We start from the raw sequence: 25960 nt of genomic DNA on the forward strand, positions 1-25960 counted from the left end.
CGCAGAATCTCTCCACAACCCGCGTCGGAGCTCAGGAAGCTACTCCTCCGTCGGCCGCTCCGTGTCGCCGCGGAGAAGGTCTTCCAGCGCCTGGTCGACGGCGTCGTACTCCGGCTCCTGGCCGCTCGCTTCCGCAGTCAGGCGCGCGACCAGCGCGGACGGGTCATCGAGGTCGGCACCGGTCGGCATCAGGTCGGGATGCGACCACAGCCGGTCGCGCCCGTCGGCACCCACCGCATCGCTCACCGCCTTCCACATCGCGGCGGCCTCACGAAGGCGTCGCGGCCGGAGCTCGAGTCCGACGAGCGTCGCGAATGCCGACTCGGCCGGGCCGCCCGACGCGCGGCGCCGGCGAACGGTCTCGGCGATGGCGTCCGCCTTGGGCAGGAGTTTCGTCGCCTCGGCGGTGACGACATCGACCCAGCCTTCCACCAGGGCGAGCACTGTCTCCAGGCGGGCGAGCGCGGCCTGCTGTGCCTCCGACTTCGGCGGGATCAGCGCGCCGCTCACCATCGCCTCCCGGAGTTCTTCCGGGTTGGCCGGGTCGAAACCCTCGGCAAGCTCTTCGAGCCGCTCCGTATCGATGGTGATGCCCTTCGCGAACTCGGTGATCGAAGTGATCAGCTGCAGGCGCAGCCATTTCGCGTGGCGGAAGAGCCTGGCGTGTGCGAGCTCACGAACAGCCAGGTACAGCTGGATCTGGTCGTCGGGGATGTCGAGTCCTTCGCCGAACTCGGCGACGTTCTGAGGCAGGAGGGCAGCGTGGCCGTCCTCGAGGAGGGGGATGCCGATGTCGCCCCCCGACACCACTTCTTTCGCCAGCTGCCCCACGACCTGCCCGAGCTGCATGGCGAAGAGCGCGCCACCGATCGAGCGCATGATCTGGCCTGCGTTGGCCAGCATCCCCTGCATCTCCTCAGGCGCCTGTTCCCTGAGGACCTGGGTCAGTGCATCCGAGATGCTGAGAGCGACGGGCTCAGCGAGCTGGGTCCAGATGGGCATGGTCTGGCGGGCCCACTCGACGCGCCCGATGAGCTGGGGCGGTGTCATCAACTCGGCGACGCTGGTCACATCGTCGAGCCAGAGTGCGGCGACGTTGAACGCCTGCTCGAGGGCGGCGCGCTCAGCGGGCTCTGTCGCGCGTGCGTCAGCCCCGGCGAGCGTCCGGGCCTGCTCGAGGGCGAGGTCCCAGTTGATGCCGTCACCGTTGCTGCGGATGGCGTTCTGGAGCTGGCCGAGAAGCTGGGCGATGCTTGCGGGATCGTTGGGGAGCCCCGCCGCGCCGGCGAGCTGGCTCGGGTCGATCGACGAATTGCCTGAGAGGAATTCGCGCAACATGTCGCGGAATTCGTCGTCCTGGTCCTTGTCCGGATCATCGGCCATCGTCTCGCCTTTCGTATTGGCAACCTTTCAGGCGCAGAATCTACGCTAGCCCGTGATTCTGCGAAGCAGGATGGGAATTGGCCTAGGCTCAGGGGTTGGGTGTCCGCCCGTCGCGAACATCAGGAAAGGTACATGCGTGGCACTCTTCACGGACGACGATCTCCGGCCCGAACCCAGCACGCCGCCGGAACGCATCCGGCCGAAGCGCAGTGTCGTGGTGGGCTGGTCGTTCGTCGGTGCAGCGTTCGTGCTGACCCTGGTCCTGGCACTCGTGCCTGCGCCGTACGTTATCGAACAACCCGGCCCGGTGTTCAACACGCTAGGCACCGACCAGCCGGTCGGAAGCGCGCCGGCGAAAGACGCGAAGCCCCTCATCGTCATCCCCAGCCAGAAGACCTACCCGACCGCGGGGTCGCTCGACCTGCTCACGGTCTCCCTCGTCGGCAACCCCGATTCGCTTCCGAGCTGGTTCGAGGTCGCCGCGGCGTGGCTGACCCCGAGCAAAGCGGTGCTCCCGGTCGACGCGGTCTTTCCCCCGGGAACGACGACGCAGCAGAGCAACCAGGAGAACGCGCAGGAGATGGTCGACTCGCAGCAGGATGCGATCGCCGCTGCTCTCAACGAGCTCGGCTACACCTATCCGCAGGAAGTCATCGTGAAGCAGATCCTCAAGGGATCGCCGGCCGACGGAGTACTCAAGGTGAACGACGAGATCATCACCGTCAACGGGGTCCACGTGCCGGGTGTGCAGACGCTCCGCGACCTGCTGAAGGCCAATGGTTCCGGCAAGCCGGCGACGATCGGCATCATCCGTGCCGGCGCGCCCAGCACCGTGCAGATCACCCCGGAGAAGAGTGGCCCGACGGTCATCGTCGGAATCGGTGCGGGAATGCACTACACCTTCCCGTTCGACGTGACGATCCAGCTGAACAACGTCGGCGGCCCGAGCGCCGGACAGATGTTCGCTCTCGGCATCATCGACAAACTCACACCGAACAAGCTGAACGGCGGCGAACATGTGGCCGGCACCGGGACGATCGACAATGAGGGCAACGTCGGCGCTATCGGGGGAATCCAGCAGAAGATGTACGGGGCACGTCAGGCAGGCAACAGCTGGTTTCTCGCTCCCCAGTCCAACTGCGACGAAGTGACGGGGCACATCCCTGCCGGCCTCAAGGTTTTCGCGGTCAAGACCCTCGACGACTCCCTGGCGGTGATGAAGGCGCTCAGCTCCCACTCGGGCACCGCGGCCCTTCCCACCTGCCCGGCATCCTGAGCACATCCCGACCCTGGCTGAAGCGCAGCGATCTCAAAGCTACGCGCGCCTAGGATGGGTTCCTGACCTTTCAACGCAGAGCAAGAGGGCCGCACGTGAGTTCAACAGCAGCAGGGCGACCGGCCGGGCGCCGACGGGCAGCGATCTGGATCACGCTGGGGGTGGTCGTAGCCCTCATCATCGCGTTCTTCGTGTTCGCAGGCCTGTACGCCGACATCCTGTGGTACCAGCAGGTCGGGTACCTGAACGTCCTCACGACGCAGTGGTTCGCCGCCGCGATCCTGTTCTTCATCGGCTTCCTCGGCATGGCAGTTCCGCTCTGGCTCTCGATCCAGCTCGCATACCGGCTGCGCCCGGTGTACGCCAAGCTGAACACCCAGCTCGACCGCTACCAGCAGGTGATCGAACCGCTGCGACGTCTTGCCATGTACGGAATCCCCGTCGTGTTCGGTATCTTCGCCGGTGTCTCGACCGGCAGCCGCTGGCAGACGGCCCTGATGTGGATCAACAGCACGCCGTCGGGCAAGACCGATCCGCAGTTCCACCTCGACATCTCGTTCTACTTGTTCGACCTGCCGTTCTACCGCGGCCTGGTCGGCTTCGCGTCTGCGGTCGTCATCATCTCGCTGTTCGCGACGCTCGCCACCTGTTATCTCTACGGGTCCATCCGCATCAGCGGCCGCGAGGTGCGCATCTCGAAGGCTGCCCGCGTCCAGATCTCGGTGATCTCGGCGCTCTACCTGCTGCTCCAGGGGGTGAGCATCTGGCTCGACCGCTACGCGACGGTGACGGACTCCAACGTCAACGACCAGATCAACGGCGCCGCGTACACCGACGTCAACGCGACGATTCCCGGTCGTGCGATCCTCGCCGGGATCGCCATCTTCGTCGCCGCGTTGTTCGTCCTCACCGCCTTCATCGGGCGGTGGCGCTTCCCGCTGGTCGGCACCGCCCTGCTCATCATCGCCGCCCTCGTGGTCGGCGCGATCTACCCCTGGATCGTGCAGCGGTTCCAGGTCGACCCGAGCCAGAAGACGCTCGAGACGCCATACATACAACGCAGCATCAACAGCACTCGCGACGCCTACGGACTGTCGAACATCGACGTGATCCCCTACAACGCGAAGACGACGGCCGAGCAGGGCCAGCTGCGTCAAGACGCGCAAACGACTGCCCAGATCCGTATTATCGACCCTGCCCAGGTGAGCCCCTCGTTCCGGCAGCTCGAACAGTTCCGCCAGTACTACGCGTTCCCCGACAACCTCGCGGTCGACCGCTACACGATCGACGGCAAGGAGCAGGATGCCGTGGTCGCCGTTCGCGAGCTCCAGCAGTCCGGCCTGGGTTCCGCGCAGAACTGGTACAACGACACGATCGTCTACACCCACGGCTACGGTGTCGTCGCCGCCTACGGCAACCAGCGTTCAACCGACGGCCAGCCCGTGTTCCTCGAGTCGGGCATCCCGACGACCGGCTCACTCGGCACCTATGAGCCCCGTATCTATTTCGGCCAGCAGTCGCCGAAGTACTCGATCGTCGGAGGGTCGAACAGTCAGAAGTCGGTCGAACTCGACTACCCGGGCGGGGCCAACAACGCGCAGCAGACGTACACCACGTTCAACGGCAACGGCGGACCGAAGCTCGACAACATCTTCAAGCGGCTGATCTACGCGCTCAAGTTCCAGGATGAGCAGATCGTCCTCTCCGACGCGGTCAACAGCAATTCGCAGATTCTGTACGACCGCGACCCGATCACCCGGGTGCAGAAGGTCGCGCCTTACCTGACGCTCGACTCGCAGGCCTACCCGGCAGTCATCGACGGCCGCGTCAAGTGGATCATCGACGGCTACACGACGAGCGACCAGTATCCGTATTCGCATGTGGGCAGCCTGAGCGACGCGATCGCCGACACGGAGACCCCGAAGCCGGCGTATCCGTTCGACAACATCAACTACATCCGCAACTCGGTCAAGGCCACCGTCGACGCGTACGACGGAAAGGTCACACTCTACGCGTGGGATTCCACCGACCCCATCCTCAAGACGTGGGAGAAGATCTTCCCGACCACGGTCAAGCCGATGAGTGACATGAGCGCCCAGCTCATCAGCCACGTTCGGTACCCGGCCGACCTCTTCAAGGTGCAGCGTTCGGTGCTCGGCCAGTACCACGTGACAGACGCGGGCTCGTTCTACTCCCGCGACGATGCATGGACGACGCCGAACGACCCGGTGTCGCCGGCGAGCAACCCCACACTTCAGCCGCCGTACTACCTCACGATGCAGATGCCGGGCCAGACGGCGCCGTCGTTCTCGCTGTACTCGACGTTCGTGCCATTGGCGACGACGGAGTCGAGCAGGTCGGTGCTGAAGGGCTACCTGGCGGTCGATGCGGATGCCGGCGATGCGAAGGGACAGAAAGCGTCCGGCTACGGAAAACTCAGGCTGCTCACACTGCCGTCGAGCGATACGGTGCCGGGGCCGGGCCAGGTGCAGAACAACTTCAACTCCGATCCAGGAGTGTCTCAACAGCTGAACCTGTTGAGACAGGGAAAGACCGACGTCATCAGCGGCAACCTGCTGACGCTTCCGGTCGGCGGGGGACTCCTGTACGTGCAGCCGGTCTATGTCAAATCGACCGGTGAGACGAGCTACCCGCTCCTCCAGAAGGTGCTGGTCGCGTTCGGCGACAAGATCGCGTTCCAGGACACTCTCGACGGGGCACTCGATGTTCTCTTCGGCGGCAGTTCGGGCGCGAGTGCGGGCGACGCCAATGCGGGCACCAGCACAGGCACGACGACGACGCCGACCGGAACCGGGTCCAGCCCCAACGCTGCGCTGCAAGCCGCGCTCGTGGACGCGCGGCAGGCGCTGCTCGATCGTGACGCCGCGCTGAAGGCGGGGGACTGGACCGCATACGGTATCGCGGACGCCAACCTCAAGAAGGCGATCGCCCAGGCGCTCGCCGCCGAGGCCCAGGCGACGACGACCCCGACGACGGCTCCGACTCCGGCGCCCACTCCGTCGAAATAGTCGGACAACCCAGTAAGGGAGGGTGCGGCTGTCTGGCCGCACCCTCCCTTATGTTCATCGCCTGTACAAAGTTGTGCGGCGGCGGCCGGCAGTACATCGGGGCTGACCGATCGCGGGAGGAGGGCGACATGGCCTGGATGGCCTGCATTTGCCCGGATTCTGCCGCATTGGCGCGATCTCGTCGAAACTCGCTTCAACAAATGCTTGCATAAACTTTAGTTGTCGACTTTACTAACAAACATGCTGGTCGACAACGGACAACGCTCGCCGCTGGGTGACACGGGCCCCATCGCACTGGATCGCGGGATGGCTCCAGGCCGGGCCCTCCGCCCCAGGACCAAGGTGCTCCCGGAGCACGCGCGGACTCACAACCGATCGCTGGTGCTCCAGACTCTGTACCGGGCGGGGCAGGTGAGCCGCGCCGACATCGCTCGCGAGACCGGTCTCACCCGCGTGACGATCTCAGACCTGGTGGCCGGCCTGATCGCGGAAGGACTGGTCGTCGAACTCGGCCAGCGAGACGACGCCCGACCGGGCAAACCCGCGGTCCTCCTCGACATGAACCGGGCCGCGACGCAGATCATCGGAGTCGACCTGAGCGAGCACTCGGTGTTCCGCGGTGCCGTGCTCGACATCGACGGGGTGATCCTCGCCAGCGCCGAAATACCCCTCGCGACGAGTCGGGGCGACGAGGCGACAGCCAAGGTGCTCGATCTGGTCGACCGGCTCGTGGCGCAGGCGACCGCGCCGGTGCTGGGCATCGGCATCGGGTCGCCCGGTATCGTCGACCCCAGCGGGGTGGTGATCGCCGCGCCCAACCTCGGCTGGTCAGACCTCGAACTCCAGCGCATCGTCGGGGAACGCACCTCGCTGCCGGTGTTCGTCGCCAACGATGCCAACGTCGCGGTGCTCGCCGAACACGGATTCGGTAACGCTGACGGCGACATGATGCTCGTCAAGGTGGGACACGGTGTCGGCTCGGGCCTGCTCGTTGCAGGGGCTCTCGTGTTCGGCAGCCGTTTCGCCGCGGGCGAGATCGGCCAGGTCATGGTCGGGACCGACGATGGCGCCGAGGCACCGTACGACCGCGAGAAATGCCTCGAGGCGTGGTTGGCCGTGCCCCGGCTCGAGTCCCGCGTCGCCGCTGCGGCCATCGCGGGGGAGCCGGTCGCGCCGGTGCTCCGCGAAGCCGGGCAGCGACTCGGGGTCGCGCTTGCCCCGATCATCGGTGCACTGAACCTCTCCGAGGTGGTACTGAGTGGGCCGACCGAACTCCTCGACGGACCGCTGATCGACGCGGTCGGCGAGACGATCCGAAATCGTACGATGGCAGGATTCCACTCCGATGCGACGATCAGGATGACCGGCCTGGGCCGCGACATCGTGGTGCGAGGATCGGCGGTCATGGTCCTCTCCGGCCAGCTCGGAGTCTCCTGATGACCATGGTCGTCGGCGTTCCGGAGCAGCGCGTCCAGCCGGAGTGGTTCCCGGCCCGCAGCGACCGTCGGCCCGACCCGGCCCGGTCGTTCGCGTACACGCCCGAAGCGAGACGGCTGTTCACGTCATTCCGGGGCAGGAGCACGATCGTCCGTCTCGAATCGGTCGACAACGATGTTCTCGGTGTGCCGCGGTGGGTGCCGTTCGCCGAGGTGTGGGCGGGCACGGGCGCTCGGATGGCGCGGCAATGGCTCGACAACCCGGTGATCCAGATTGCCGAGGGCGATGACCCGCGGCTGGTGCTCGCGACAGGAACGCCCGTCATACTGTTCGGCGTGGACAACCACCGGCACGAATACGCGCGGGCGGTGATCGATCACCTCCGTTCGACCTGCCGGACTGTACTCGTCGTCGATATGGGCACCACCCTGCACGACCTCGCCTACGCCGACATCGCGACGTTCGGCTACGACCAGGAGCACGGAGCCGCACTCGTCGACCTCCTTGCGGGCGACCCGCTCGCCGCCTGATCCCGGCTCACTTGCGGTGCGCCGGCCCCAACCGCGTCACAGGGACCACGAGATGCCCAGCGAGCTGTGCAGGGCGTGCTGCGCTGCGCCGCGGAACGGTTGGGTGGAGCCGGTCCTGGCATAGCGGAAACTGAGGGGCATGGCGGCACGCACGGTGTGGCGGGCTGCCTCGGCGCGCACGTGCCCGATGAACTCGTCGCCGAGCCGGGGTGATGCTCCGCCGAGCACGACGTTCGGCACGTCGAGAGCGGCACCGACGAGAAGCAGCGCGCGCGCCAGCACCTTTGCGCCGAACGCGATCCTCTCGCGCGAATCGGGACGTTCGGCCAGCGCCGCGAGGTCGACCGACTCGAGGTCGGCACCGTGCGGCAGGCCGAGCAGCGACGTCACCGAGACGACCTCCTCGAGGCAGCCTCGGTTTCCGCACGCGCAGGCCGGAGCATCCGGACCGAAGAGAACGGGAACGTGCCCGATCTCGCCTGCCCGATGGGCGGCGCCGCGCAGCAGGGCGCCGTCGACGATGAAGGCGGCCCCCACTCCTGTACTGAGGGACACGAACATCTGGTTCGCACCGAACTGGTCGGAATTCGAGTAGTCGGCCAGGGCCTCGGCATCGGCATCGTTGACGAGGTGGACGGGGGCGTCGGCGATGCCCGCCAGCGCATCCGCGAGGTTGACGTCCGTCCACTTCAGCTGGACGCTCTCCCGGATCAACGGCCCGTCGGCGATGCCGGGGACCTGGATGCCGATCGCGACAACGCGGGCCTGCGTTGCCGCGACGAGTTTTCGCACGACCAGCTGGACATCCGCGATCTCTCCGGCCGAGACCGGGCGCTGCGTGACGGTCAGTACCTCGTCGCCGAGCAGGTTGACGACCGCACCGCGAACAAGACCGGGCTGCACGATCACAGAGAGGAGTACGTGCCGTTCCGCGTCGATCTGCAGTGTCGTGGCCCGCTTGCCGCCGGTGCTCTCGGCCCGCTGGCCCTCGATGACCAGGCCTTCCGCGATCAGCCCGTTGAGCAGGGAAGAGACGGTGGCCGACGTCAGCCCCGTGCGACGTGCGATGCTGGCTCGCGTCGCCGATCCCTTGCCCGACAACACGAGCTGCAGGGCGTTCGTGAGATTGCGCTCGCGAACGGCGGCCTGTGTCGCCTTGCCGTGATCTTCTGCCACGTATCCGCTCCTCGATGGGGTGTCGCCCCCGCATCCGACCCTAGCGAATCACGAATCGTTTCTCGGTCGGGCCGGCCCGGACACGCGGCGTGGACGGCGGAGGGAGCGCGTAAAAAGTCCGCGGGATCGGTGAACGATCCCGCGGCCTTGGTTGAGGCGTTATGCGCCCGGGTGTGCCAGCGCGCGCGACTTCAGGTGGTCGAATTCCGCCTGGGTGATCGTGCCGGCATCGAGAAGTGCTTTCGCCTTCGCAATCTCATCCGCAGGCGAGCTGGAGCCCGAGACCTGCTGGATGTAGGTGTCCGTCGCCGCCTGGACCTCGCGGGCCTCTTTCTGGCTGCGCTGGGCCATGCCGGCGCCGCGCGCGATCAGGTAGATCAGCGCGGTCAGGAACGGGACGAAGACCAGGAAGATGATCCAGACCGCCTTCCACCATCCGTTCAGCTTGTGGTCGCGGAACAGGTCTCCGATGATCGCGAAGAGTGCGAACAGGTACGCGATGAACGCGAAACTCCAGAAGAAGATCCAGATGATGTTCCAGAAGTTATTCCAAAAGTCCATGTTTCGTGTGCCCCTTTCTGGTGGGACGCCATGCCCCAGTTCAGAATCTAGCGGGCAAGCGCACGCGACGGCCAGCATTCGATGTTCATGGCTCTTTCGTCGGGGTCCGTGGGGTCACCTACCGAAGATCGGAGGTCACTCCGATGCGCAGGAGCGCCGGGGGGACGAGGCTCTGGAATGCACCACCAGGGAGGAACCATGAAAGGAACAACGGCCGAATCGGCCCCATCGACGACCCTGGGGAGCCTGCCCCCGTGGGCTCTGACGGGCGCGATCATCCTGGTCGTGGTCGTCGTCGGCGTACTGCTCGTCGTCAACGGCTGGCCGCGCGCCGCCACCGCCTCGAGCAGTGCCGACCGGAGTGTGGTCCGCAGCTGGATCGCTGTGAGCCTCGTCGTCGGTCTGCTCGTGCTGACGGCCGCTGAGATCGCCGGCAACAATGCGACGACGACCAGCGCTCTGATCGGCGGCCTGACCGCCTCGGTCGGAAGCGCGATCGCGTACTACTTCTCGACGAAGGCGTCCGAGCAGGCACAGGAGAAACTGACCACGGCGGCAGGCGGGTCGGGCGGCGGCTCGATCGTCGTGCCCGACCTCATGGGAAAGTCGGTCACCGACGCGCTCCTCGCACTGGGCAGCCTCGAGCTCCGGCTCGTCGTCGACCCGACCGCGATCACCCAGGGAACGCTGGGCAATATCGTGAGTCAGGTGCCGTCACCGGGGCCGTCGACGGTGAAGGACAAGACCGTCACCGTCACTCTCGGTTCGTGACCGGTGCGAACGGTCCGCTGAGTGCAGCCCACTGGAGCAGCATGATCGTCTTCGCGTCCACGATGGCGTCGCCGATCGCCGTGAGGGCCGCGTCGAAGGACAGCTCGACGACCTCGATGTCCTCGCCCTCGTCAGCGATGCCGCCGCCGGCCGAGAGACGCTCGGATGCGCGGTACGGCGCGGCATAGAAGTGCAGCTTCTCCGTGACGGATCCGGGACTCATGTATACGTCGAAGACATGCTCCGGATCGCCGATGTCGTATCCCGTTTCCTCGACCGCCTCGCGCCTGATCGCGGTCTCGGGGTCATCATCGTCCAGGAGGCCGGCCGCCGTCTCGAGCAGCATGCCGTCCGGATGGTCGTTGACGTATGCGGGATACCGGAACTGGCGGGTCAACAGGACAGTGCGTCGCTCGGGATCGTAGAGCAGCACAGTCGCGCCGTTTCCGCGGTCGTATGTCTCGCGCCGTTCCGTCGACCAGTGGCCGTCTGCATGCTGATATTCGATGGTCGAGGTCCTGAGGATGTGCCAGTCGGAGGCGAGGAGCCGGACATCCGTGACGACGACGCGGGGATTGCGGTCGAGATCGAGGCCCGTGCGATCCAGGTGCATGCGGCCCCGATCATCCGGTTCGTCGACTCCGTTCATTCTGGGATCCCTTCGATCGTCAGTGCGACGATACGCCGCGGTTGCCGGCCCCGTGCTACGACGCGTCCTCCGCGGGTGATTCTGAGAATCCGAGGGAAATTCAGAAGAGGGGGGTTAACCTGCCGCATTTGCGCGCCTACACTCCCGCGGATAACTGCAGGACACCAACCGAAAGGAGAATGAGAAATGAACATCGCCAAGAAGGCCATCGCTGGGGGAGTACTTGCGGGCGGGCTGCTGTTTGCTGGAATGGCGGCGCCCGCGAATGCGGCGCCGGTCGTGCAGGGCGGTCTCGTCAACGTGGGTATCGGTGACGTCAACGTCCTCAACAACGCACACATCGGCATTGTGGCGCAAGTCGTGGCGCAGGTTTGCGGCGTCAACGTCGGCCCGGTTGCCGTCCTCGCGACCCAGGTGACCCACTCGGGTCTGCCGGTCACTGTCTGCACGTCGAACGGCCTACCTGTGACGATCAGTCAGTAGCGCACGCTTGTGGAACCCCGCGCCGATCCCGGTGCGGGGTTCCTTTGTGCCGCGCGAACCACAGAGTTGGCCGCTTATAGGCAAAAACGTGTGGATGGGACGCCCCTCCACGGCAGAAGCCGCTTCCGGATTTCTCCGGAAACGGCTTCTGTTTGTGCTTTCGCATGGTTGCGGGGACAGGATTTGAACCTGCGACCTCTGGGTTATGAGCCCAGCGAGCTACCGAACTGCTCCACCCCGCGGCACAAGAATTTACTCTAGCACGTCAGGGCGAGCTCTCCGAACCGGCGGCAGTACCGGCTCGGCCGGAGTGGAATATCGCGTACCGGCCCATAGAGTTGAACAAAGAGGGGGAGCCGATGGCGAAGGCGATGCAGAAGTACCGGGTCTGCGTGATCGAAGATGATCCCGATGTCGCGCTGTACATGAAGACCGTGCTCGAGAAACGCGCCGACGCCGTCGTCCTGGCCATCACGAATCCGGCGATCGCCCTCCACAGCATTGCGGACTTCGAACCCGACATGGTCATCACAGACATCGAGATGCCGGGGATCAGCGGGCTGGACCTGCTCAAGGAACTCCGCGTGTCGTATCCGGGCATGCCCGTCGTCGTAATGACGGCCCACGTTTCGATCGAGTACGCCGTCTCAGCGTTGCGGGCCCAGGCCGATGAATTCCTGACCAAGCCCGTCTCTTCCGCCGATCTCGTCTCGATCGTGACCCGGCTGGCCTCCAAAGGACGTCTCACCAAGACGGCCCAGGAGCCGCAGGTGGTCCTGGCCGTCGGTGCGCATCCTGACGATGTGGAGATCGGCGTCGGCGGGATCCTCGCGGCCCATCGCGCAGCCGGCAACCGTGTCGTCATCCTGACGCTTTCGCGCGGCGCACGGGGCGGGGATGCCGACGACCGCCAGGACGAGTCGCTGGCGGCCGCCGAACTGCTGGGCGCCCGCCTCTTCATGGAGGACCTCGAGGACACGCAGATCTCGGCGGCCGACCCGACCGTCGGCATCATCGAGCGCATCGTGGCCGAGGTGCGGCCCGACATCGTCTACACCCACAGTGCCCACGAACGCCACCAGGACCATCGGGCCGTCCATGCTGCGACGCTGGTCGCCACCCGTTCGGTGCGTACGGTCTGCTGTTACCAGAGTCCGTCGGCGACCATCGACTTCCGTCCGACCCGTTTCGTGCCGATCGACGGTTTCACCGAAGCGAAATTGGCGCTCATCCGCTGCTTCCAGTCGCAGACCGAGGTGCGTGCGTATCTCGAACCCGACTTCGTGCTGGCGACCGCCCGCTACTGGTCGCGGTTCGGCGGCGGCACGAGCTGTGAACCCCTCGAGGTGATCAAGGATACGGCCGACATCTCCGTGCCTGCGTCATCGGTCCCTGCCAGTGACCGGCTGAAAGGTGAGCGTCCATGACACGTGTTCTCGTGACCGGCGTCGGGGGGCCGGCCGGCGTCGCCGTGCTTCGGTCCCTGCTGAAGCGCGAAGACGTCGACGTCTTCGCCGCCGACATGGACGGCTGGGCGAGCGGGCTCTACCTGGTCGGCGCCGATCGCCGCCGGATCGTGCCCGCCGGGCGTTCCGCCGGATTCGTCGATCACGTCATCGAACAGTGCAGGGCAGACGGGATCGACGTGCTGTTCTCGACCGTCGACGTCGAGCTGCCCGGGCTGGCTGTGCGACGGGATGACCTGCTCGCCGTGGGCACGCGCCTCGCGGCTCCCAGCCTGGTGACCCTCGCCGTCTGCCTCGACAAGTACCTGCTCGCCGAGCGGTGCAGCGCAAGCGTCACCGTTCCCACGACGCGGCTTCTCAACGGCGAGGGGCGCGACCACGACTGGAGCTTTCCGGTGATCGTCAAGCCGCGCAGCGGCGCCGGTTCGCGGGGGGTACGCCTGGTCGAGGACCGCGCGGCGCTCGAAGCGCTCGGTGACGACGAGAGCAATATCATCCAGGAGCACCTTCCCGGTGACGAGTTCTCGGTCGACGTCCTCGCAGGCCTCGACGGCTCGGTCATCGCAGCGGTTCCCCGTTCGCGGGAACGCGTCGACTCCGGCGTCTCCATCGCGGGACGCACCGTGCGGCGGGCTGAGCTCTCCGACACGGCCGCAGCGGTCGCTCGCGCCATCGGGCTGTCCGGTGTCGCCAACGTGCAGCTGAGGTACAGCTCCTCCGGGGTCCCGGCGCTCCTGGAGGTGAACCCGCGTTTCCCGGGGGCGATGCCTCTCACGATCGCGTCGGGGGTCGACATGCCGTCCCTTCTGCACGACCTGGTGATCGGACGCGACGTTCCGGAGACCGTCGACTTCGTCGAACTGGCCAACGTGCGGTTCCTCGAAGACGTGTTCCTCGATCCCGCAGATGTACTCGTCTCCGAGAATGCGGCGCACTCAGACGGGCCGGGTGAGTAGTGACGGAGGTCCTCCTCGGCGACTACCACGTCCATTCGACGTTCTCGGACGACGCCGAAAGCTCACTCGGCGAGAACCTCGCGGCGGCAGCAGCGGTCGGGTTGCGTGAGATACGGCTGACCGATCACGTGCGGCAGGCGACGACCTGGGTTCCCGAGTTCGTGGCGGCCGTGGCGGCCGAGCCCCGCGATCCGTCGCTCACCGTCTTCACCGGGGTCGAAGCGAAGCTGCTCGACGCGTCGGGAGCGGTCGATGTTCCCCCTGGCCTCCTCGCGGGCATCAGCGGCCTGGACGCGATCGTCATCGGCGACCACCAGTTCCCCGGGACGGACGGTCCGTGGTCGCCCTCGCAGACACGGGAGAAGCTGTCGGGCGGCCTCGCAGCCTCGGACGCGCTCGACCTGCTCATCGTCGCGGGCAACCGGGCGATGGAGTCGACCGCGAACGCGCAGCTCGCACACTGGTTCTCCATCCTGCCGAAAGTCGGATTGTCGGAGGACGAGCTGGGTGACGACCAGCTTCGCTCGTGGGCTGGGACGGCTGCCGCCACCGCAACGATAATCGAGGTCAACGAGAAGTGGGGATGTCCGGGGCCACGTGCAATCCGTGCTGCCCTGGATGCGGGTGCGCGCGTCGTCGCATCGACCGACAGCCACTCGGCCGGCGACGTCGGCCGCTACGAGCGGGTCGCGGCAATCCTCCGCGATGCAGGGTCGAGGTAGCCATGGACGGGACCACGTTCTGGCTGACCGTGCTCACGATCGTCCTGCTCATCTTCGTGGCGATCGGCGCCGTTCCCATCGTCGCGATCGCTTACCAGTTCGTGATCATCCCGTTCCACGCCTTCATCAACCATTTCGGGCGGGCGGCGCCCTACCTTCCCCGTGTCGCGGTGATCGTTCCGGCCTGGAACGAAGGTGCGGTCATCGGTGCATCCATCGACCGGCTTCTGTCGCTCGACTACCCGGCGGACGCATTGCGCATCTACGTCGTCGACGATGCGAGCACCGACGACACGGCCGAGGTCGTGCTCGGCAAGGCCGCGCAGCATCCGGGCCGTGTGTTCCATCTCCGGCGCGAGAAGGGCGGGGAGGGCAAGGCGCACACACTCAACCACGGCATCCGCGCCGTGCTCGTTGAGGACTGGATGGAGGCCCTCCTGATCATGGATGCCGACGTCATCTACCTTCCGGACTCGCTGCGGCGCATGACTCGTCATCTCGCCGACGAGGAGGTCGGTGCGGTCACCGCCTACATCAGGGAAGGCAGCTCTGACCGCAACTTCCTCACCCGCTTCATCGGGCTCGAATACGTGCTCGCGCAGGCGGCGTCCCGACGCGCCCAGAACGTGCTCGGCGCCATCGCCTGCCTCGCCGGGGGCGCGCAGCTGCATTCGCGGGCGAACCTCGAAGCCATCGGCGGCCAGATCGATACGTCGTCGCTCGCCGAGGACACGGTCACGACGTTCCGCACTCAGGTCGGCGGCCGCCGGGTGGTATTCGAACCGTACGCCGTCGTGCTGGCGGAGGAGCCTCACCGTATCGCCGCCCTCTGGAAGCAGCGGCTGCGCTGGGCGCGCGGCAATGTGCAGGTCACGAAGATGTACCGCAACCTCTGGTTCCGCCCGTCGAAGAAGCACCGCCTCGGGAGCATCTCGTTCGGCGTGTTCTGGTTCAGCATCTTCCTGCTCCCGGTAGCCATGGTGCTGTCGACCATCGGGCTCATCGGGCTGTTCCTGCTGCAGAGCGACCTCGCGGCGGCCGTGTTCCGTTCGACCTGGGCGCTCGCGACCTGCACCTACGTCTTCGCCATGGTGCTCGGCGTGCAACTCGACGGCAGGACCGGCCGGAGCAGCTGGCGCGAAGCGATCCTTTTTCCCGGCCTCATCTCGATCGTCGTGCTCATATCGGCATTCTTTCCCGGGCTCATCGAACAGGTCGTCCCCGGCTGGTTCGGAGTCGAGTTCAGCCCGGCAGCCCAGACGGCGTGGACCCTCTTCGTGTACGCCTGGATCACCCTCTCGATGGTCGCCGCGTGGCTGGTCAAACTCATCGACTCGACGAAGGTGGGTCGGATCTTCTCGCCGTTGCTCACCTATATCGTGGGCTACGGCCCGATGCTGTGCGCAGTGACGGTCGATTCGTACATCAAGGAATGGCAGGGCGCCGCGCAGACCTGGGACAAGACAGAGAAGACGGGGAGGGTTCTCGGATGAACCACGACGTGCAGGTCGAGCTGCAGGATGAGATCGCTGCCGACCGTCGGGCCGAATACGGCCTGATACCGAAGGCTGTGATCGCCCTGCTGGTCGTCGGGGTCCTGGTGGCCATCCGGGTGGTGTTCTTCTCGTGAGCGAAACTGCAGTGGTGCGTCGGGTGGTCATTGCGGACGACGACCCGGACATCCGGGCCCTGATGATCATCGCCGCACAGCGGGCGGCTGTCGAGATCGTAGCCGCGGTCGACAACGGGCAGGCCGTACTCGACGCCATCGACGGCGGCGGGGTCGACCTCGTCGTGCTCGACATCTCGATGCCGGGGATGAGCGGGCTCGAGGTCGCCGACCGCATGCGGGCGGACAGCCGGTTCGATTCGACGCTCATCCTCGTGGTGTCGGCGTCTGTGCAGATGCTCACCGACCAGGCGTCGGTCGAGGTGCGCTCCGACCGGTTCATCGTCAAGCCGTTCAGTCCCCGCGAGCTGGCTGCCACGATCACCGAGATGCTCGACCGAACGGACCCCGCGTGACTTTCGATCGCCTTCTCGCCAGGGTGTCCCTGGATTCGCCGTCACCGCTCGTCAAGCAGGTGCCGACGATCTTCGCGTTCGCTCTCGCGATTGTGCTTCTCCTGGTGCCCAACCCGATCGCCCACATCACAAGCCCGGTTTTCTTCATCGTCGCCGTAGGACTCGTATTGCTTGCCAGCCTGTTGGCGGTCGCCGTGCCGTGGCACCGGCTCAACACGGAGGCGGCGATCGTCGTTCCGGTGGTGTCGCTCGTCGCTGTCGGCTTCTTCCGCCTTGCCACAGGAGGAGCTGCATCGCCGTTCAACGCGATCCTGTTGCTGCCTTTCGTCTGGATCGCGACCGAGGAAGGCCGTGTCAACGCGCTGATCGCCGCTGTCGGAACTTTCCTGGTGCTGTTCGCCACCCTCATCCCGTTCGACGGTTCGACGACGGGCACCGATGTGGTTCGCGCTTTCTACGCTCCCGTCATCTACCTGATCGTCGCTTTCGTGATCAACGAAATCGCCCATCGCGTGCGACAACAGCTTGCCGCGGCCGAGGCCGCGTCTGAGCAGCGCAAGGAACTCCTCGATCGCACCGTCCGTGCGACCGACGAGCTGGCACTGAACGAGGCGAGGCTCAAGACCGCGAACCGCCTCATCCTGAGTATCTGGAACGCCGTCACCGAGCAGTCGGTGATCGGCACCGACCTCGACGGCTTGATCGATGTCTGGAATCCGGGGGCGGAGAAGATGCTCGGCCTCACCCAGGAACAGGTGCGCGCGGCGGGGCGGCACGTCGTCGACTTCCACCTGGCTACTGAGCTCGAGGACCGGCTTCACGATATGGATGCCCGGATCACGACCGTTTCGAGCCCCGAGGACTTCTCGGCGCTCGTCGACGCCGTGCGCGCGGGATACGCCGAAGCGCGTGACTGGACCTACGTCCGCGCCGACGGGAAACACGTTCCCGTCCAGGTCACAGCCACGCCGCGCCTCGACGAGAACGGTCATCGGATCGGTTTCATCTTCGTTGCGACGGACATGACGAAGGCACGCGAATTCGCCCGGCTCAAGGACGAATTCGTCGGACTCATCTCGCACGAGCTCCGCACGCCGCTGAGCTCGATCCTCGGCTACCTCGAGCTGATGCGCGACGACGAGGAATCACCCCTCTCCGACGAACAGCTGCAATACCTGGGCGTGGCAGAGCGAAACGCGCACCGGCTCCTCCGGCTCGTCGGCGACCTGCTCTTCACCGCGCAGGTGGAGTCGGGCCAGTTCCCGCTCAACCTCCGTGAGCTCGATGTCGCGGAGGTGGTCGGGTCGTCGATCGAATCGGCCGGGCCCGCAGCATCCAGCGCGGGCATCGAGCTCCTCGCGCAGATCGGCGACCGGTCGCTGCTTGTCAAGGGCGACGCGCAGCGGATCGGTCAGGCCGTCGACAACCTCATCTCGAATGCGATCAAGTTCACGCCCGCCGGCGGAACGGTCACCGTCGGGCTCGACCGTGACGGTCCGGATGCGTGCATCACCGTCAGCGACACCGGCATGGGGATCCCTGCGGTCGAGCTCAGTCAACTCTCGACGCGATTCTTCCGGGCGTCGACCGCGACCCGCAACGCCGTCCCCGGCGTCGGGCTCGGCCTCACCATCACCAAGGCGATCGTGACGGCGCACGGCGGCCGCATGAGCATTGCGAGCGAAGAGGGGTCCGGCACATCATTCACTGTGCGGCTCCCACTCGAAGGGAGGGACCTCGATGAGTCCTGAAACGACAGTCGCGGTGGCGCAGTTCGCGCCCGGGTCGGATTCCGCAGCCAACCGCGAGGCGATCGCCTGTTTCGTCGACCGTGCGGCCGCACGTGGTTCGCGCCTGGTGGTGTTCCCCGAATACTCGTCCTTCTTCGTGCATCCGCTCGGCGAAGCCTTCATCGAAGCAGCGGAGCCGCTCGACGGGCCCTTCGTCACGCACCTCGCGGGCCTGGCCGCCCTCCACGGCATCCATGTCGTGGCCGGGCTCGTCGAGCGGGTCGACGACCCGGCCCGGTTCTCGAACACGCTCGTCGCGGTCGGGCCGGACGGCGCCGTGCAGGCGACCTATCGCAAGCAGCACCTCTACGACGCGTTCGGCGCGTCCGAGTCCTCGTGGGTCGTGCCCGGCGCGCTCGGTGAACCCCAGATCTTCGACCTCGACGGCTTCCGGGTCGGCATGCAGACGTGCTACGACATCCGGTTTCCCGAGGTGACGCGCCGGCTGGTCGATGCCGGGGCCGAACTGGTGCTCGTGCCTGCCGAATGGGTGCGCGGTCCGCTCAAGGAACAGCACTGGTCGACGCTGCTGACCGCCCGCGCCATCGAGAACACCGTGTACGTCGCGGCCGCCGACCAGACGCCTCCGATCGGTGTCGGCGGCAGCGTGATCCTCGATCCGATGGGTGTCGCTCTCGCCGCGCTCGGCGAGGCACCGGGGTTCGTTACGGCGACACTCTCCCGGGAACGTCTCGACGCCGTGCGGCAGGCGAATCCGTCTCTGGCGCTTCGGCGTTATCGCGTCGTCGAGCGCTGACGCAGCCCGGCGAGCTGGGCGGCGGCCCGCTCGAGCACGTCGACCCTCTTGCAGAACGCGAATCGTACGAGGGATGCCGCGCTCGCCGCATACTCGCCCCGGCAGAACGCCGACAGCGGGATCGCCACCACACCCGCGAGCTCCGGGAGCTGCCGGCAGAAGTCGACGGCATCGGTGAACCCGAGCGGTGCTGCGTCGGCGACGACGAAATACGTTCCGTGCGACTCCGCGACCTCGAAGCCCGCGCTGCGCAGCCCGGCCGAGAGCACATCCCGTTTCGAGCGGAGGTCGCCGGCGATGCCGGTGAAGTAGTCGTCTCCGAGGCGCAGGCCTGTCGCGATCGCGGGCTGGAACGGCGCACCGTTGACGTAGGTCAGGAACTGTTTGACGGCGAGGATCGCCGTGATCAGTTCGGCGGGGGCCGAGATCCAGCCGATTTTCCACCCCGTCGTGTTGAACGTCTTGCCGCCCGACGAGATGCTCACCGTGCGCTCGCGGGCTCCGGGGAGCGACGCGATCGGAATGTGCCCGACCCCGAAGGTGAGATGCTCGTACACCTCATCGGTCACGATGATCGCATCGTGACGGTGGGCCAGTTCGACGATCAGCTCGAGCGTCTCGAGTGGCAGCACGGAGCCGGTCGGGTTGTGCGGGCTGTTGACGAGGATGACCCGAGTGCGATCGGTCACGGCCGCCCTGAGCGCATCCGGGTCCGGCAGGAAGTCTGCGCCCGTCAGAGGGACGGTGATGTGGACGCCGTTCCCGAGCGCGATGAGCCCACCGTACGCGTCGTAGAACGGCTCGAACGTGACGACCTCGTCGCCCGGATCGAGCAGGGCGAGCAGGGATGCGGCTATCGCCTCGGTCGCACCCGCCGTGATCAGGATCTCGCGATCGGGATCGAGGCGGATGCCGTAGAACCGCGCCTGGTGCTCGGCGACGGCCAGGCGCAGGTCAGGCATCCCGATGCCCGGCGGATACTGGTTCACGCCAGCCCGGATCGCCTCGACGGCCGCTTCGAGGACCTCGGCCGGTCCGTCCTCGTCAGGGAATCCCTGCCCGAGGTTTATAGCGCCGGTGCGTGCCGCCAGCGCGCTCATCTCGGCGAAGATGGTCGGTGCGCTCCGGCCGTCCGGCGACAGGAGGCCGGCGCCCCGCGCGGCCCGCTGCCACGATCCTGAAACGGCCATGCTGCTCCCTTGTGGCTCTCGAAACTGAGAACGGCGTCACAGACAAACCTACGGCTTTGCGCTGCGGTGGTGCCCGAACGGCCGCGGGAGAGTTCATTGACAGGCGGAAGGTCGCTCACAGGGCGTCCAAATAGAATGCTCAGGTACGAAGCGGATGCTGTGAGTGCTTGGAAGGAGCAACACCATGACCGACAACACGAACGGCTCTGATATCACGCCGGAGTCCGCCAAGGCGCAGCCAGAAATCGACCGCACCGAGTCGGTCAACGAGCCTGCCGCCGAGACAGCAGCAGAGCCCACTCCCGAGGCTCCCGCAACCGAGACGACTGCCGCTCCGGCCGCCGAGGTTCCCGCACCCCAGGCCGATGTTCCGGCCGCGGCCCCTGTGACGGCAGCCGAGACACAGCCCACCGTTCCGCTCGCACCGTCGGCCGCGCCGGCCGCAGCGCAGCCGACCTACCCCCAGCCGACCGCAGCGCAGCCGACGGCAGCGCAGCCGACGGCCCCGCAGCCCAACTACGGCCACGGAGCGTTCGGGCAGCCGGCCGCCCCGAACTACGCACCGTATGCCGCACCCAACGGCTACGCGACCCAGCCGACGGCGCCGCTGGCGCCCGGAGCCGCAAAGCCCGTGAAGAAGCGCAACACCGGACTGATCATTGCGACCCTCGCGATCGGCGCCCTGATCGGCGGCGTCGCCGGCGGAGGTGTCGTCGGTATCTACGCCGCATCCCAGGGCACCACCGTGAAGTCGAGCAACGCATCCGGTGCTACGAACATCACGGTCAACAACCCCAACGACGCCACCGTCGTCACGGCGGTCGCCGCCAAGGCGTCGCCCAGTGTCGTGACGATCTCGGTGACCGGAGGAAGCTCAGGCGGCACCGGTTCCGGCATCATCCTCTCGTCCGACGGCTACGTGCTCACCAACACGCACGTCGTCACCCTCGATGGGCAGGCGTCGAACGTCACCGTCCAGGTTCAGGACAACGACGGCAAGCTCTACAGCGCCAAGGTCATCGGCACCGACCCGACCACCGACCTCGCCGTCATCAAGCTGAACAACGCCAGCGGGCTCACGCCGGCGACGTTCGCCGACTCGAGCAAGCTCAACGTCGGTGACACGGCTGTTGCGATCGGCGCCCCGCTCGGCCTGTCCGGAACGGTCACGAACGGTATAGTCTCCGCACTCAACCGCAGCATCAGCATCGCATCGTCGGCAGCGCCCAGCAGCGGCGACAGCACGCAGGGCAACGGCAACGGCGGCAACAGCGGTGGCCCGTTCAACCTGTGGAACTTCGACCTCCCCGGCCAGGGCGGCGGAAGCGGCAGTGGAACGCAGACGCAGACGCCGACCGCGACGATCTCGCTCCCGGTCATCCAGACGGACGCAGCGATCAACCCCGGCAACTCCGGTGGCGCGCTCCTGAACGACAAGGCCCAGGTCATGGGCATCAACGTGGCGATCGCCAGCGCGAGCGACACGTCGAGCACGAGCGGACAGTCGGGAAGCATCGGCGTCGGCTTCGCCATTCCGGCGAACCTGGCCCAGCGCATCGCGCAGGAGCTGATCAAGGACGGGAAGGCGAGCCACGGCCTCCTCGGCGCCTCGGTCGCAGACGCGACCAGCGACACCAAGAGCACGACCGTCGGCGCTGAGATCAAGGATGTCACCAGCGGTGGCGCAGCTGCCAAGGGCGGCCTGCAGTCCGGTGACATCATCACCAACTTCAACGGACTGCCGATCACCAGCGCGACCGACCTGACTGCTCAGGTGCGCGCGGTCGCCGGCGGAACCACGGCAGACGTCACGTACGTCCGCGGTGGTGCGACGAAGACCACGACCGTCACGCTCGGAACCCTCAGCACCAAGTAGGTCGCCTCGCGACCGCTCGAGCCGCCCCCGTGGACCAGCCGCGGGGGCGGCTTCCTGTGTGCGTCGCCAGAAAACCGAAACGCACCGGCTGATAAGCTCAACCGACCCGAACGGCGAATGGATCAGATGGCGGAACAGGCACCAGAGCACACCCTCCCCGGTGTGTCCTACGTCATGCCCGTGCTGAACGAGGTCACCCACGTCAGGGCCGCCGTCGACAGCCTGCTCGCCCAGGACTACGCGGGGCCGTTCGAGGTCACCCTTGCGCTCGGGCCGAGTATCGACGGCACGACGGAACTGGTCGCGGAGCTCTCCGCAGCCGATCCGCGCATCAAGATCGTCGACAACGAGATCGGCTCGACGCCGTCCGGGCTGAACCTCGCGATCGAGTCCTCGATCTATCCGATCGTCGTGCGCGTCGACGCACACTCGGTCCTTCCCGTCGAGTACACGCGCATCGCGGTCGAGACGATTCTGGCGACCGGCGCCGACAACGTGGGCGGAATCATGGATGCCCAGGGCATCACTCCGTTCGAACGTGCGGTGGCCCGCGCGTACGGCAGCCGCATCGGACTGGGCGGCACCAAACTCCACGTGGGGGGCGAAGAGGGGCCGGCCGAGACCGTCTACCTCGGCGTCTTCCAGCGACAGCGTCTTCTCGACGTCGGGCTCTTCGACGAAGACATCAAGCGGGGCCAGGACTGGGAGTTGAACCGGCGCCTGCGTGCTTCGGGTGGAACCGTCTGGTTCACACCGCGCCTCAAGGTCACCTACCGCCCGAGGCCGAACCTCGACCGGCTCGCACGGCAGTTCGTCTCCACCGGGGTCTGGCGCGGCGAACTCGTGCGCCGCTTTCCCGCTGCCAACGGTATCCGCTACTTCGTCCCACCGGCGATGGTGGTCGCCGTCACCCTCGGTCTGCTCCTCGGGATCGCCGGGATCGTGCAGGCGGCGGTCGGGGCGACGCCATGGCTGCTCATCGGCTTCGCGATCCCCGTGTTCTATGCGCTGATCGTCATCGTCGCCGCCATCGTGCTCGGGCGAGCCGTCGGTCTGCGCGCCACGCTGTGGTTTCTCGTAGTCTTGCCCTGCATCCACTTCTGCTGGGGGATCGGCTTCGTGCTGGGCTTCCTCTCGCTCACCCGCAACATCACAGCACACACAGGAAGGTAGTCGTGGACGCCTCTGGAACCGCGCCCCATGGCGCCCATCCGACCTCGATCGCGGAACTGCGCGCGGTCGCCCAGCCGCCCGAAGTTCGCGGGCGGCGCAACGCTGAACACTGGACGGCGTCGCTCTATCTCCGCAACCTGTCGCCGTACCTGACCTGGCTGCTGCTCAAGACCAGCATTTCGGCCAACGGTGTGACCGGGCTGATGATCCTGGTCGGATGGTCGACAGCTGCCGCCCTCCTGATCCCGGGAATCTGGGGCGCGGTACTCGCGCTCATCCTCGGGCAACTCCAGATGCTGGTCGACTGCTGCGACGGCGAGGTCGCACGCTGGCGTGGCACGTCGTCGCCTGCCGGCGTCTTCCTCGACAAGGTCGGGCATTACACGACTGAGGCGCTGATCCCGGTCGTGCTGGGCATTCGCGCCGCCGGTCTCCCGTTCCAGGCGCCATCCGGCTACCTCTGGACGACTCTCGGCGTGACGCTTGCGCTCATCATCGTGCTCAACAAGGCCCTCAACGACATGGTCCATGTCGCACGCGCCAACGCTGGCCTGGCGAAGCTCGCGGACACGCACGGCGAGTCGGCGCCGACACACGGTCTCGTCTCCAGGCTGCGGCGTGCGGCACGCTTCGTGCCGTTCCACCGGCTCTACCACTCAGTCGAGCTGACGATGCTCGCGCTGCTTGCGGCGATCGTCGGGCTGTTCATCGGTGACGAACTCGCGAACCGCATCCTCGTCGCCGTATTGGTGCCGCTGGCGCTGCTCGCGCTCATCGGGCACTTCGTGGCAATCATGGCGTCGAAGCGTGTCCGTTCCTGAGGCGACGTCCTTCGGGGTCGTCATCCTCACCCAGGGAAGACGGCCAGACGACCTGAGGCGTGGAATCGAGTCGGTTCTCGCCCAGCGCGGTGTCTCCACCGACATCGTCGTCGTCGGCAACGGCTGGGATCCTGCGACCGCCCAGCCTCCGCTCCCGGACGGCGTTGGCACGCTCGCACTCGAGGAGAACCTGGGGATTCCCGCGGGCCGCAATCGCGGGGTGCCCTGCGTCACCGGCGAAGTCCTCTTCTTCCTGGATGACGACGCGAGCATCCCATCGCCGGACTTCCTCGCTGATGCCGTTGCCCACCTGCGGCGCGACCCTGCGATCGGGATGATCCAGCCGCGGGTCGTCGATCCGTCGGGACGCACGTCGCCGCGGCGCTGGGTTCCGCGCATCCGCAAGGGCGAGGCCGACGCGTCGAGCGTCGTCTTCTCGGTGTGGGAAGGCGCCGTGGTCATACCGCGCGACGTGTTCGAAGCGACCGGCGGGTGGGCCGATCCGTTCTTCTACGCCCATGAGGGGATCGAGCTGGCGTGGCGCGTCTGGGATGAAGGCCGATGCGCGTGGTATGCAGGCGATCTCGAGGCCCACCACCCGGCAATCGAGCCCACCCGGCATTCGTATTACTACCGCCTGAACGCGCGCAACCGTGTGTGGCTCGCACGCCGCAATCTTCCCGGGGTCCTCATCCCGCTGTACGTCGGTGCCTGGACCGGCATCCAGGTGCTCCGCTGGTTCCGCCGGCCATCGGCGCTCGCCGCATGGTTCGGTGGTTGGTCGGAGGGCTGGACGACCGATCCGCGGGAGCGCAGGCCGATCTCCTGGCGCACGGTGTGGCGTATGGCGCGCGCTGGACGGCCCCCGATCGTCTGAGGTCGCGCTCGCGGCGGCCTCGCGGTCGTCACGCTTCGGGGGCTGCCTTCGGCCGACGTTGGGTCTTCGGCCGGGGAAGTGCCCGGCTCGCCAGCCGCCCGGCACGTGCGGCGGCACCACCGGCGGCGTCGCCGAACTTCCTGAGCCCGCCACCGGCAGCCGTCAGCGCGGATGGACGCGAGCGGACGACGAGAGGGGGCAGGTCGAGCGCATGGACGTAGATTTCGGGAGCCGGACCGAACGCCAGGCGCGAATTCTGCACGACTCGCCGGCCGAGCATATTGTTGCCGGCGCCGCCGACGATCGCACCGATCCCGAAGGGGATCGCACGTGCGACCATACTGGCTCCTCCACGCACAGCGAACTGGCGCAGGAACGTTGCCTTCAGGCGGTCGACAAGAGGACCCACGACGGCGCGCGGGAGACTGGACGCGACGAGCTCGCCCCAGTACGCCGACCGGCTCGGACCGGAACCACTGACCTGACCGGCGAGCTGACGCACGAGATCAGAGCCTTCATGCCCGAGCATCATCGTGAGCACGAGGGCGCGCGCTCGCTCTGGGTCGTCGACCGCGATGCCGTGGAGCTCGCTGAGCGACTGCGCGTACAGCGCCGTCGCTTCGAGGAATCCGGCGGTTTCGACGCCGGACAGAGCGAGAGTCACACCGGTACCGATACTCGGCACGACCGCCGTGACTCCGACAGCGGCACCTCCCGTCGTGACCGCGGCGACGTACCGGCGTTCGAGAATCGTTGCGAGTTCCGCGGGTGTCGCGTTCTGGTTGCGTCGCCGTATGGATCGGAGGTGAGCGAGCACCACTGGTCGCTGAATCGCGAGGAAACGGTCGATTCCGCGGTTGAGACGACGGGGTGTCTGGCCGCCGCGCGGCGTTCCCCCCGTCGACGAGACGATCGGTTTCGGTGTACGTGCCATCGCACTCGAGTCTACGTCTGACCCGAATTGCATGCATTGCCGGTACTATGTGCTTACGGCACAAACAGTAGAGGCGAA

24 protein-coding genes and 1 tRNA gene are annotated in these 25960 nt (G+C 66.7%); 18 read left to right on the plus strand and 7 right to left on the minus strand.

The window, feature by feature from the left end; all coding sequences use genetic code 11:
* Nucleotides 1–39: 39 nt before the first annotated feature.
* Nucleotides 40–1383: a zinc-dependent metalloprotease gene (locus tag ACPPVQ_RS08035; RefSeq protein WP_426520389.1), complete on the minus strand. Its 1344-nt coding sequence runs from the start codon at nucleotides 1381–1383 to the stop codon at nucleotides 40–42.
* Between the two features lie 136 nt (nucleotides 1384–1519).
* On the opposite strand from ACPPVQ_RS08035, the gene ACPPVQ_RS08040 reads away from it, so the two are divergent.
* The 4 genes from ACPPVQ_RS08040 (at nucleotide 1520) to ACPPVQ_RS08055 (ending at nucleotide 7655) form a co-directional block, all read left to right on the plus strand.
* Nucleotides 1520–2659 (plus strand): YlbL family protein, encoded by a 1140-nt coding sequence (locus ACPPVQ_RS08040; protein ID WP_426520391.1) that lies wholly within the window; start codon nucleotides 1520–1522, stop codon nucleotides 2657–2659.
* A gap of 95 nt (nucleotides 2660–2754) precedes the next feature.
* Nucleotides 2755–5688, plus strand: a complete 2934-nt coding sequence (locus tag ACPPVQ_RS08045) for a UPF0182 family protein (protein WP_426520393.1) — start codon at nucleotides 2755–2757, stop codon at nucleotides 5686–5688.
* Between the two features lie 306 nt (nucleotides 5689–5994).
* Nucleotides 5995–7125 (plus strand): ROK family transcriptional regulator, encoded by a 1131-nt coding sequence (locus tag ACPPVQ_RS08050; RefSeq protein ID WP_426521183.1) that lies wholly within the window; start codon nucleotides 5995–5997, stop codon nucleotides 7123–7125.
* Nucleotides 7125–7655, plus strand: a complete 531-nt coding sequence (locus ACPPVQ_RS08055; RefSeq protein WP_426520395.1) for a hypothetical protein — start codon at nucleotides 7125–7127, stop codon at nucleotides 7653–7655. Before ACPPVQ_RS08050 ends, ACPPVQ_RS08055 begins: the two co-directional genes overlap by 1 nt.
* Before the next feature lie 36 nt (nucleotides 7656–7691).
* Here ACPPVQ_RS08055 and ACPPVQ_RS08060 read toward each other — a convergent pair whose 3' ends face one another.
* Entirely contained in the window at nucleotides 7692–8831 is a 1140-nt protein-coding gene (locus tag ACPPVQ_RS08060) for an ROK family protein (protein WP_426520397.1), read from the minus strand.
* Nucleotides 8832–8990: 159 nt separating this feature from the next.
* Entirely contained in the window at nucleotides 8991–9392 is a 402-nt protein-coding gene (locus ACPPVQ_RS08065; protein ID WP_426520399.1) for an SHOCT domain-containing protein, read from the minus strand.
* Between the two features lie 198 nt (nucleotides 9393–9590).
* Here ACPPVQ_RS08065 and ACPPVQ_RS08070 point away from each other — a divergent pair, with 198 nt between their 5' ends.
* Nucleotides 9591–10163 carry a PASTA domain-containing protein gene (locus ACPPVQ_RS08070; protein ID WP_426520401.1) on the plus strand — a complete coding sequence of 191 codons (573 nt, stop codon included), beginning with the start codon at nucleotides 9591–9593 and terminating at the stop codon, nucleotides 10161–10163.
* Here the strand turns inward: ACPPVQ_RS08070 and ACPPVQ_RS08075 are convergent.
* Nucleotides 10147–10812 carry an NUDIX domain-containing protein gene (locus tag ACPPVQ_RS08075; RefSeq protein WP_426520403.1) on the minus strand — a complete coding sequence of 222 codons (666 nt, stop codon included), beginning with the start codon at nucleotides 10810–10812 and terminating at the stop codon, nucleotides 10147–10149. The genes ACPPVQ_RS08070 and ACPPVQ_RS08075 overlap by 17 nt on opposite strands.
* 186 nt (nucleotides 10813–10998) lie before the next feature.
* Between ACPPVQ_RS08075 and ACPPVQ_RS08080 the strand changes: the two genes are divergently transcribed.
* A complete protein-coding gene (locus tag ACPPVQ_RS08080; RefSeq protein ID WP_426520405.1) occupies nucleotides 10999–11295 on the plus strand; it encodes a hypothetical protein in 297 nt (98 codons plus the stop codon).
* Between the two features lie 165 nt (nucleotides 11296–11460).
* Here ACPPVQ_RS08080 and ACPPVQ_RS08085 read toward each other — a convergent pair.
* Nucleotides 11461–11537: transfer RNA gene (locus ACPPVQ_RS08085), tRNA-Met, on the minus strand.
* 117 nt (nucleotides 11538–11654) lie between these two features.
* Between ACPPVQ_RS08085 and ACPPVQ_RS08090 the strand changes: the two genes are divergently transcribed.
* The 8 genes from ACPPVQ_RS08090 to ACPPVQ_RS08125 are packed head-to-tail and all read left to right on the plus strand — an operon-like array spanning nucleotide 11655 to nucleotide 19011.
* A complete protein-coding gene (locus ACPPVQ_RS08090; RefSeq protein WP_426520407.1) occupies nucleotides 11655–12722 on the plus strand; it encodes a response regulator in 1068 nt (355 codons plus the stop codon).
* Entirely contained in the window at nucleotides 12719–13717 is a 999-nt protein-coding gene (locus ACPPVQ_RS08095) for an ATP-grasp domain-containing protein (protein WP_426520409.1), read from the plus strand. Before ACPPVQ_RS08090 ends, ACPPVQ_RS08095 begins: the two co-directional genes overlap by 4 nt.
* A complete protein-coding gene (locus ACPPVQ_RS08100) occupies nucleotides 13717–14439 on the plus strand; it encodes a PHP domain-containing protein (protein ID WP_426520411.1) in 723 nt (240 codons plus the stop codon). Before ACPPVQ_RS08095 ends, ACPPVQ_RS08100 begins: the two co-directional genes overlap by 1 nt.
* Nucleotides 14440–14441: 2 nt before the next feature.
* Nucleotides 14442–15932, plus strand: a complete 1491-nt coding sequence (locus tag ACPPVQ_RS08105) for a glycosyltransferase (protein ID WP_426520413.1) — start codon at nucleotides 14442–14444, stop codon at nucleotides 15930–15932.
* On the plus strand, nucleotides 15929–16069 hold the full coding sequence (locus tag ACPPVQ_RS08110) for a hypothetical protein (RefSeq protein ID WP_426520415.1): 141 nt from the start codon (nucleotides 15929–15931) through the stop codon (nucleotides 16067–16069). The genes ACPPVQ_RS08105 and ACPPVQ_RS08110 overlap by 4 nt, the downstream gene beginning before the upstream one ends.
* Complete coding sequence (locus ACPPVQ_RS08115; RefSeq protein ID WP_426520417.1) at nucleotides 16066–16464, plus strand: response regulator; 399 nt, start codon at nucleotides 16066–16068, stop codon at nucleotides 16462–16464. The genes ACPPVQ_RS08110 and ACPPVQ_RS08115 overlap by 4 nt, the downstream gene beginning before the upstream one ends.
* Complete coding sequence (locus ACPPVQ_RS08120; RefSeq protein ID WP_426520419.1) at nucleotides 16461–18215, plus strand: sensor histidine kinase; 1755 nt, start codon at nucleotides 16461–16463, stop codon at nucleotides 18213–18215. The genes ACPPVQ_RS08115 and ACPPVQ_RS08120 overlap by 4 nt, the downstream gene beginning before the upstream one ends.
* Entirely contained in the window at nucleotides 18205–19011 is an 807-nt protein-coding gene (locus ACPPVQ_RS08125) for a carbon-nitrogen hydrolase family protein (protein ID WP_426520421.1), read from the plus strand. Before ACPPVQ_RS08120 ends, ACPPVQ_RS08125 begins: the two co-directional genes overlap by 11 nt.
* On the opposite strand, the gene ACPPVQ_RS08130 is transcribed toward ACPPVQ_RS08125, so the two are convergent.
* Nucleotides 18990–20201, minus strand: coding sequence for a pyridoxal phosphate-dependent aminotransferase (locus tag ACPPVQ_RS08130; RefSeq protein WP_426520423.1), 1212 nt, complete (start codon nucleotides 20199–20201; stop codon nucleotides 18990–18992). The two genes, ACPPVQ_RS08125 and ACPPVQ_RS08130, sit on opposite strands and share 22 nt — an antisense overlap.
* A 184-nt stretch (nucleotides 20202–20385) precedes the next feature.
* Between ACPPVQ_RS08130 and ACPPVQ_RS08135 the strand changes: the two genes are divergently transcribed.
* The 4 genes from ACPPVQ_RS08135 to ACPPVQ_RS08150 all read left to right on the plus strand — a co-directional run bounded on the left by ACPPVQ_RS08135 (nucleotide 20386) and on the right by ACPPVQ_RS08150 (nucleotide 24948).
* Nucleotides 20386–22077: a S1C family serine protease gene (locus tag ACPPVQ_RS08135; RefSeq protein WP_426520425.1), complete on the plus strand. Its 1692-nt coding sequence runs from the start codon at nucleotides 20386–20388 to the stop codon at nucleotides 22075–22077.
* Nucleotides 22078–22203: 126 nt separating this feature from the next.
* Nucleotides 22204–23250 (plus strand): glycosyltransferase family 2 protein, encoded by a 1047-nt coding sequence (locus tag ACPPVQ_RS08140; RefSeq protein WP_426520427.1) that lies wholly within the window; start codon nucleotides 22204–22206, stop codon nucleotides 23248–23250.
* 2 nt (nucleotides 23251–23252) lie between these two features.
* The gene (locus ACPPVQ_RS08145; RefSeq protein ID WP_426520429.1) at nucleotides 23253–24071 is read left to right on the plus strand and encodes a CDP-alcohol phosphatidyltransferase family protein; all 819 of its coding nucleotides are present in this window, start codon (nucleotides 23253–23255) and stop codon (nucleotides 24069–24071) included.
* Entirely contained in the window at nucleotides 24058–24948 is an 891-nt protein-coding gene (locus ACPPVQ_RS08150; protein WP_426520431.1) for a glycosyltransferase family 2 protein, read from the plus strand. Before ACPPVQ_RS08145 ends, ACPPVQ_RS08150 begins: the two co-directional genes overlap by 14 nt.
* Nucleotides 24949–24976: 28 nt before the next feature.
* On the opposite strand, the gene ACPPVQ_RS08155 is transcribed toward ACPPVQ_RS08150, so the two are convergent.
* Nucleotides 24977–25882: a hypothetical protein gene (locus ACPPVQ_RS08155; protein ID WP_426520433.1), complete on the minus strand. Its 906-nt coding sequence runs from the start codon at nucleotides 25880–25882 to the stop codon at nucleotides 24977–24979.
* Between the last annotated feature and the right edge of the window lie 78 nt (nucleotides 25883–25960).

Origin of the sequence: Leifsonia sp. McL0618, assembly GCF_049994905.1 — a bacterium.
GTDB lineage: Bacteria > Actinomycetota > Actinomycetes > Actinomycetales > Microbacteriaceae > Diaminobutyricibacter.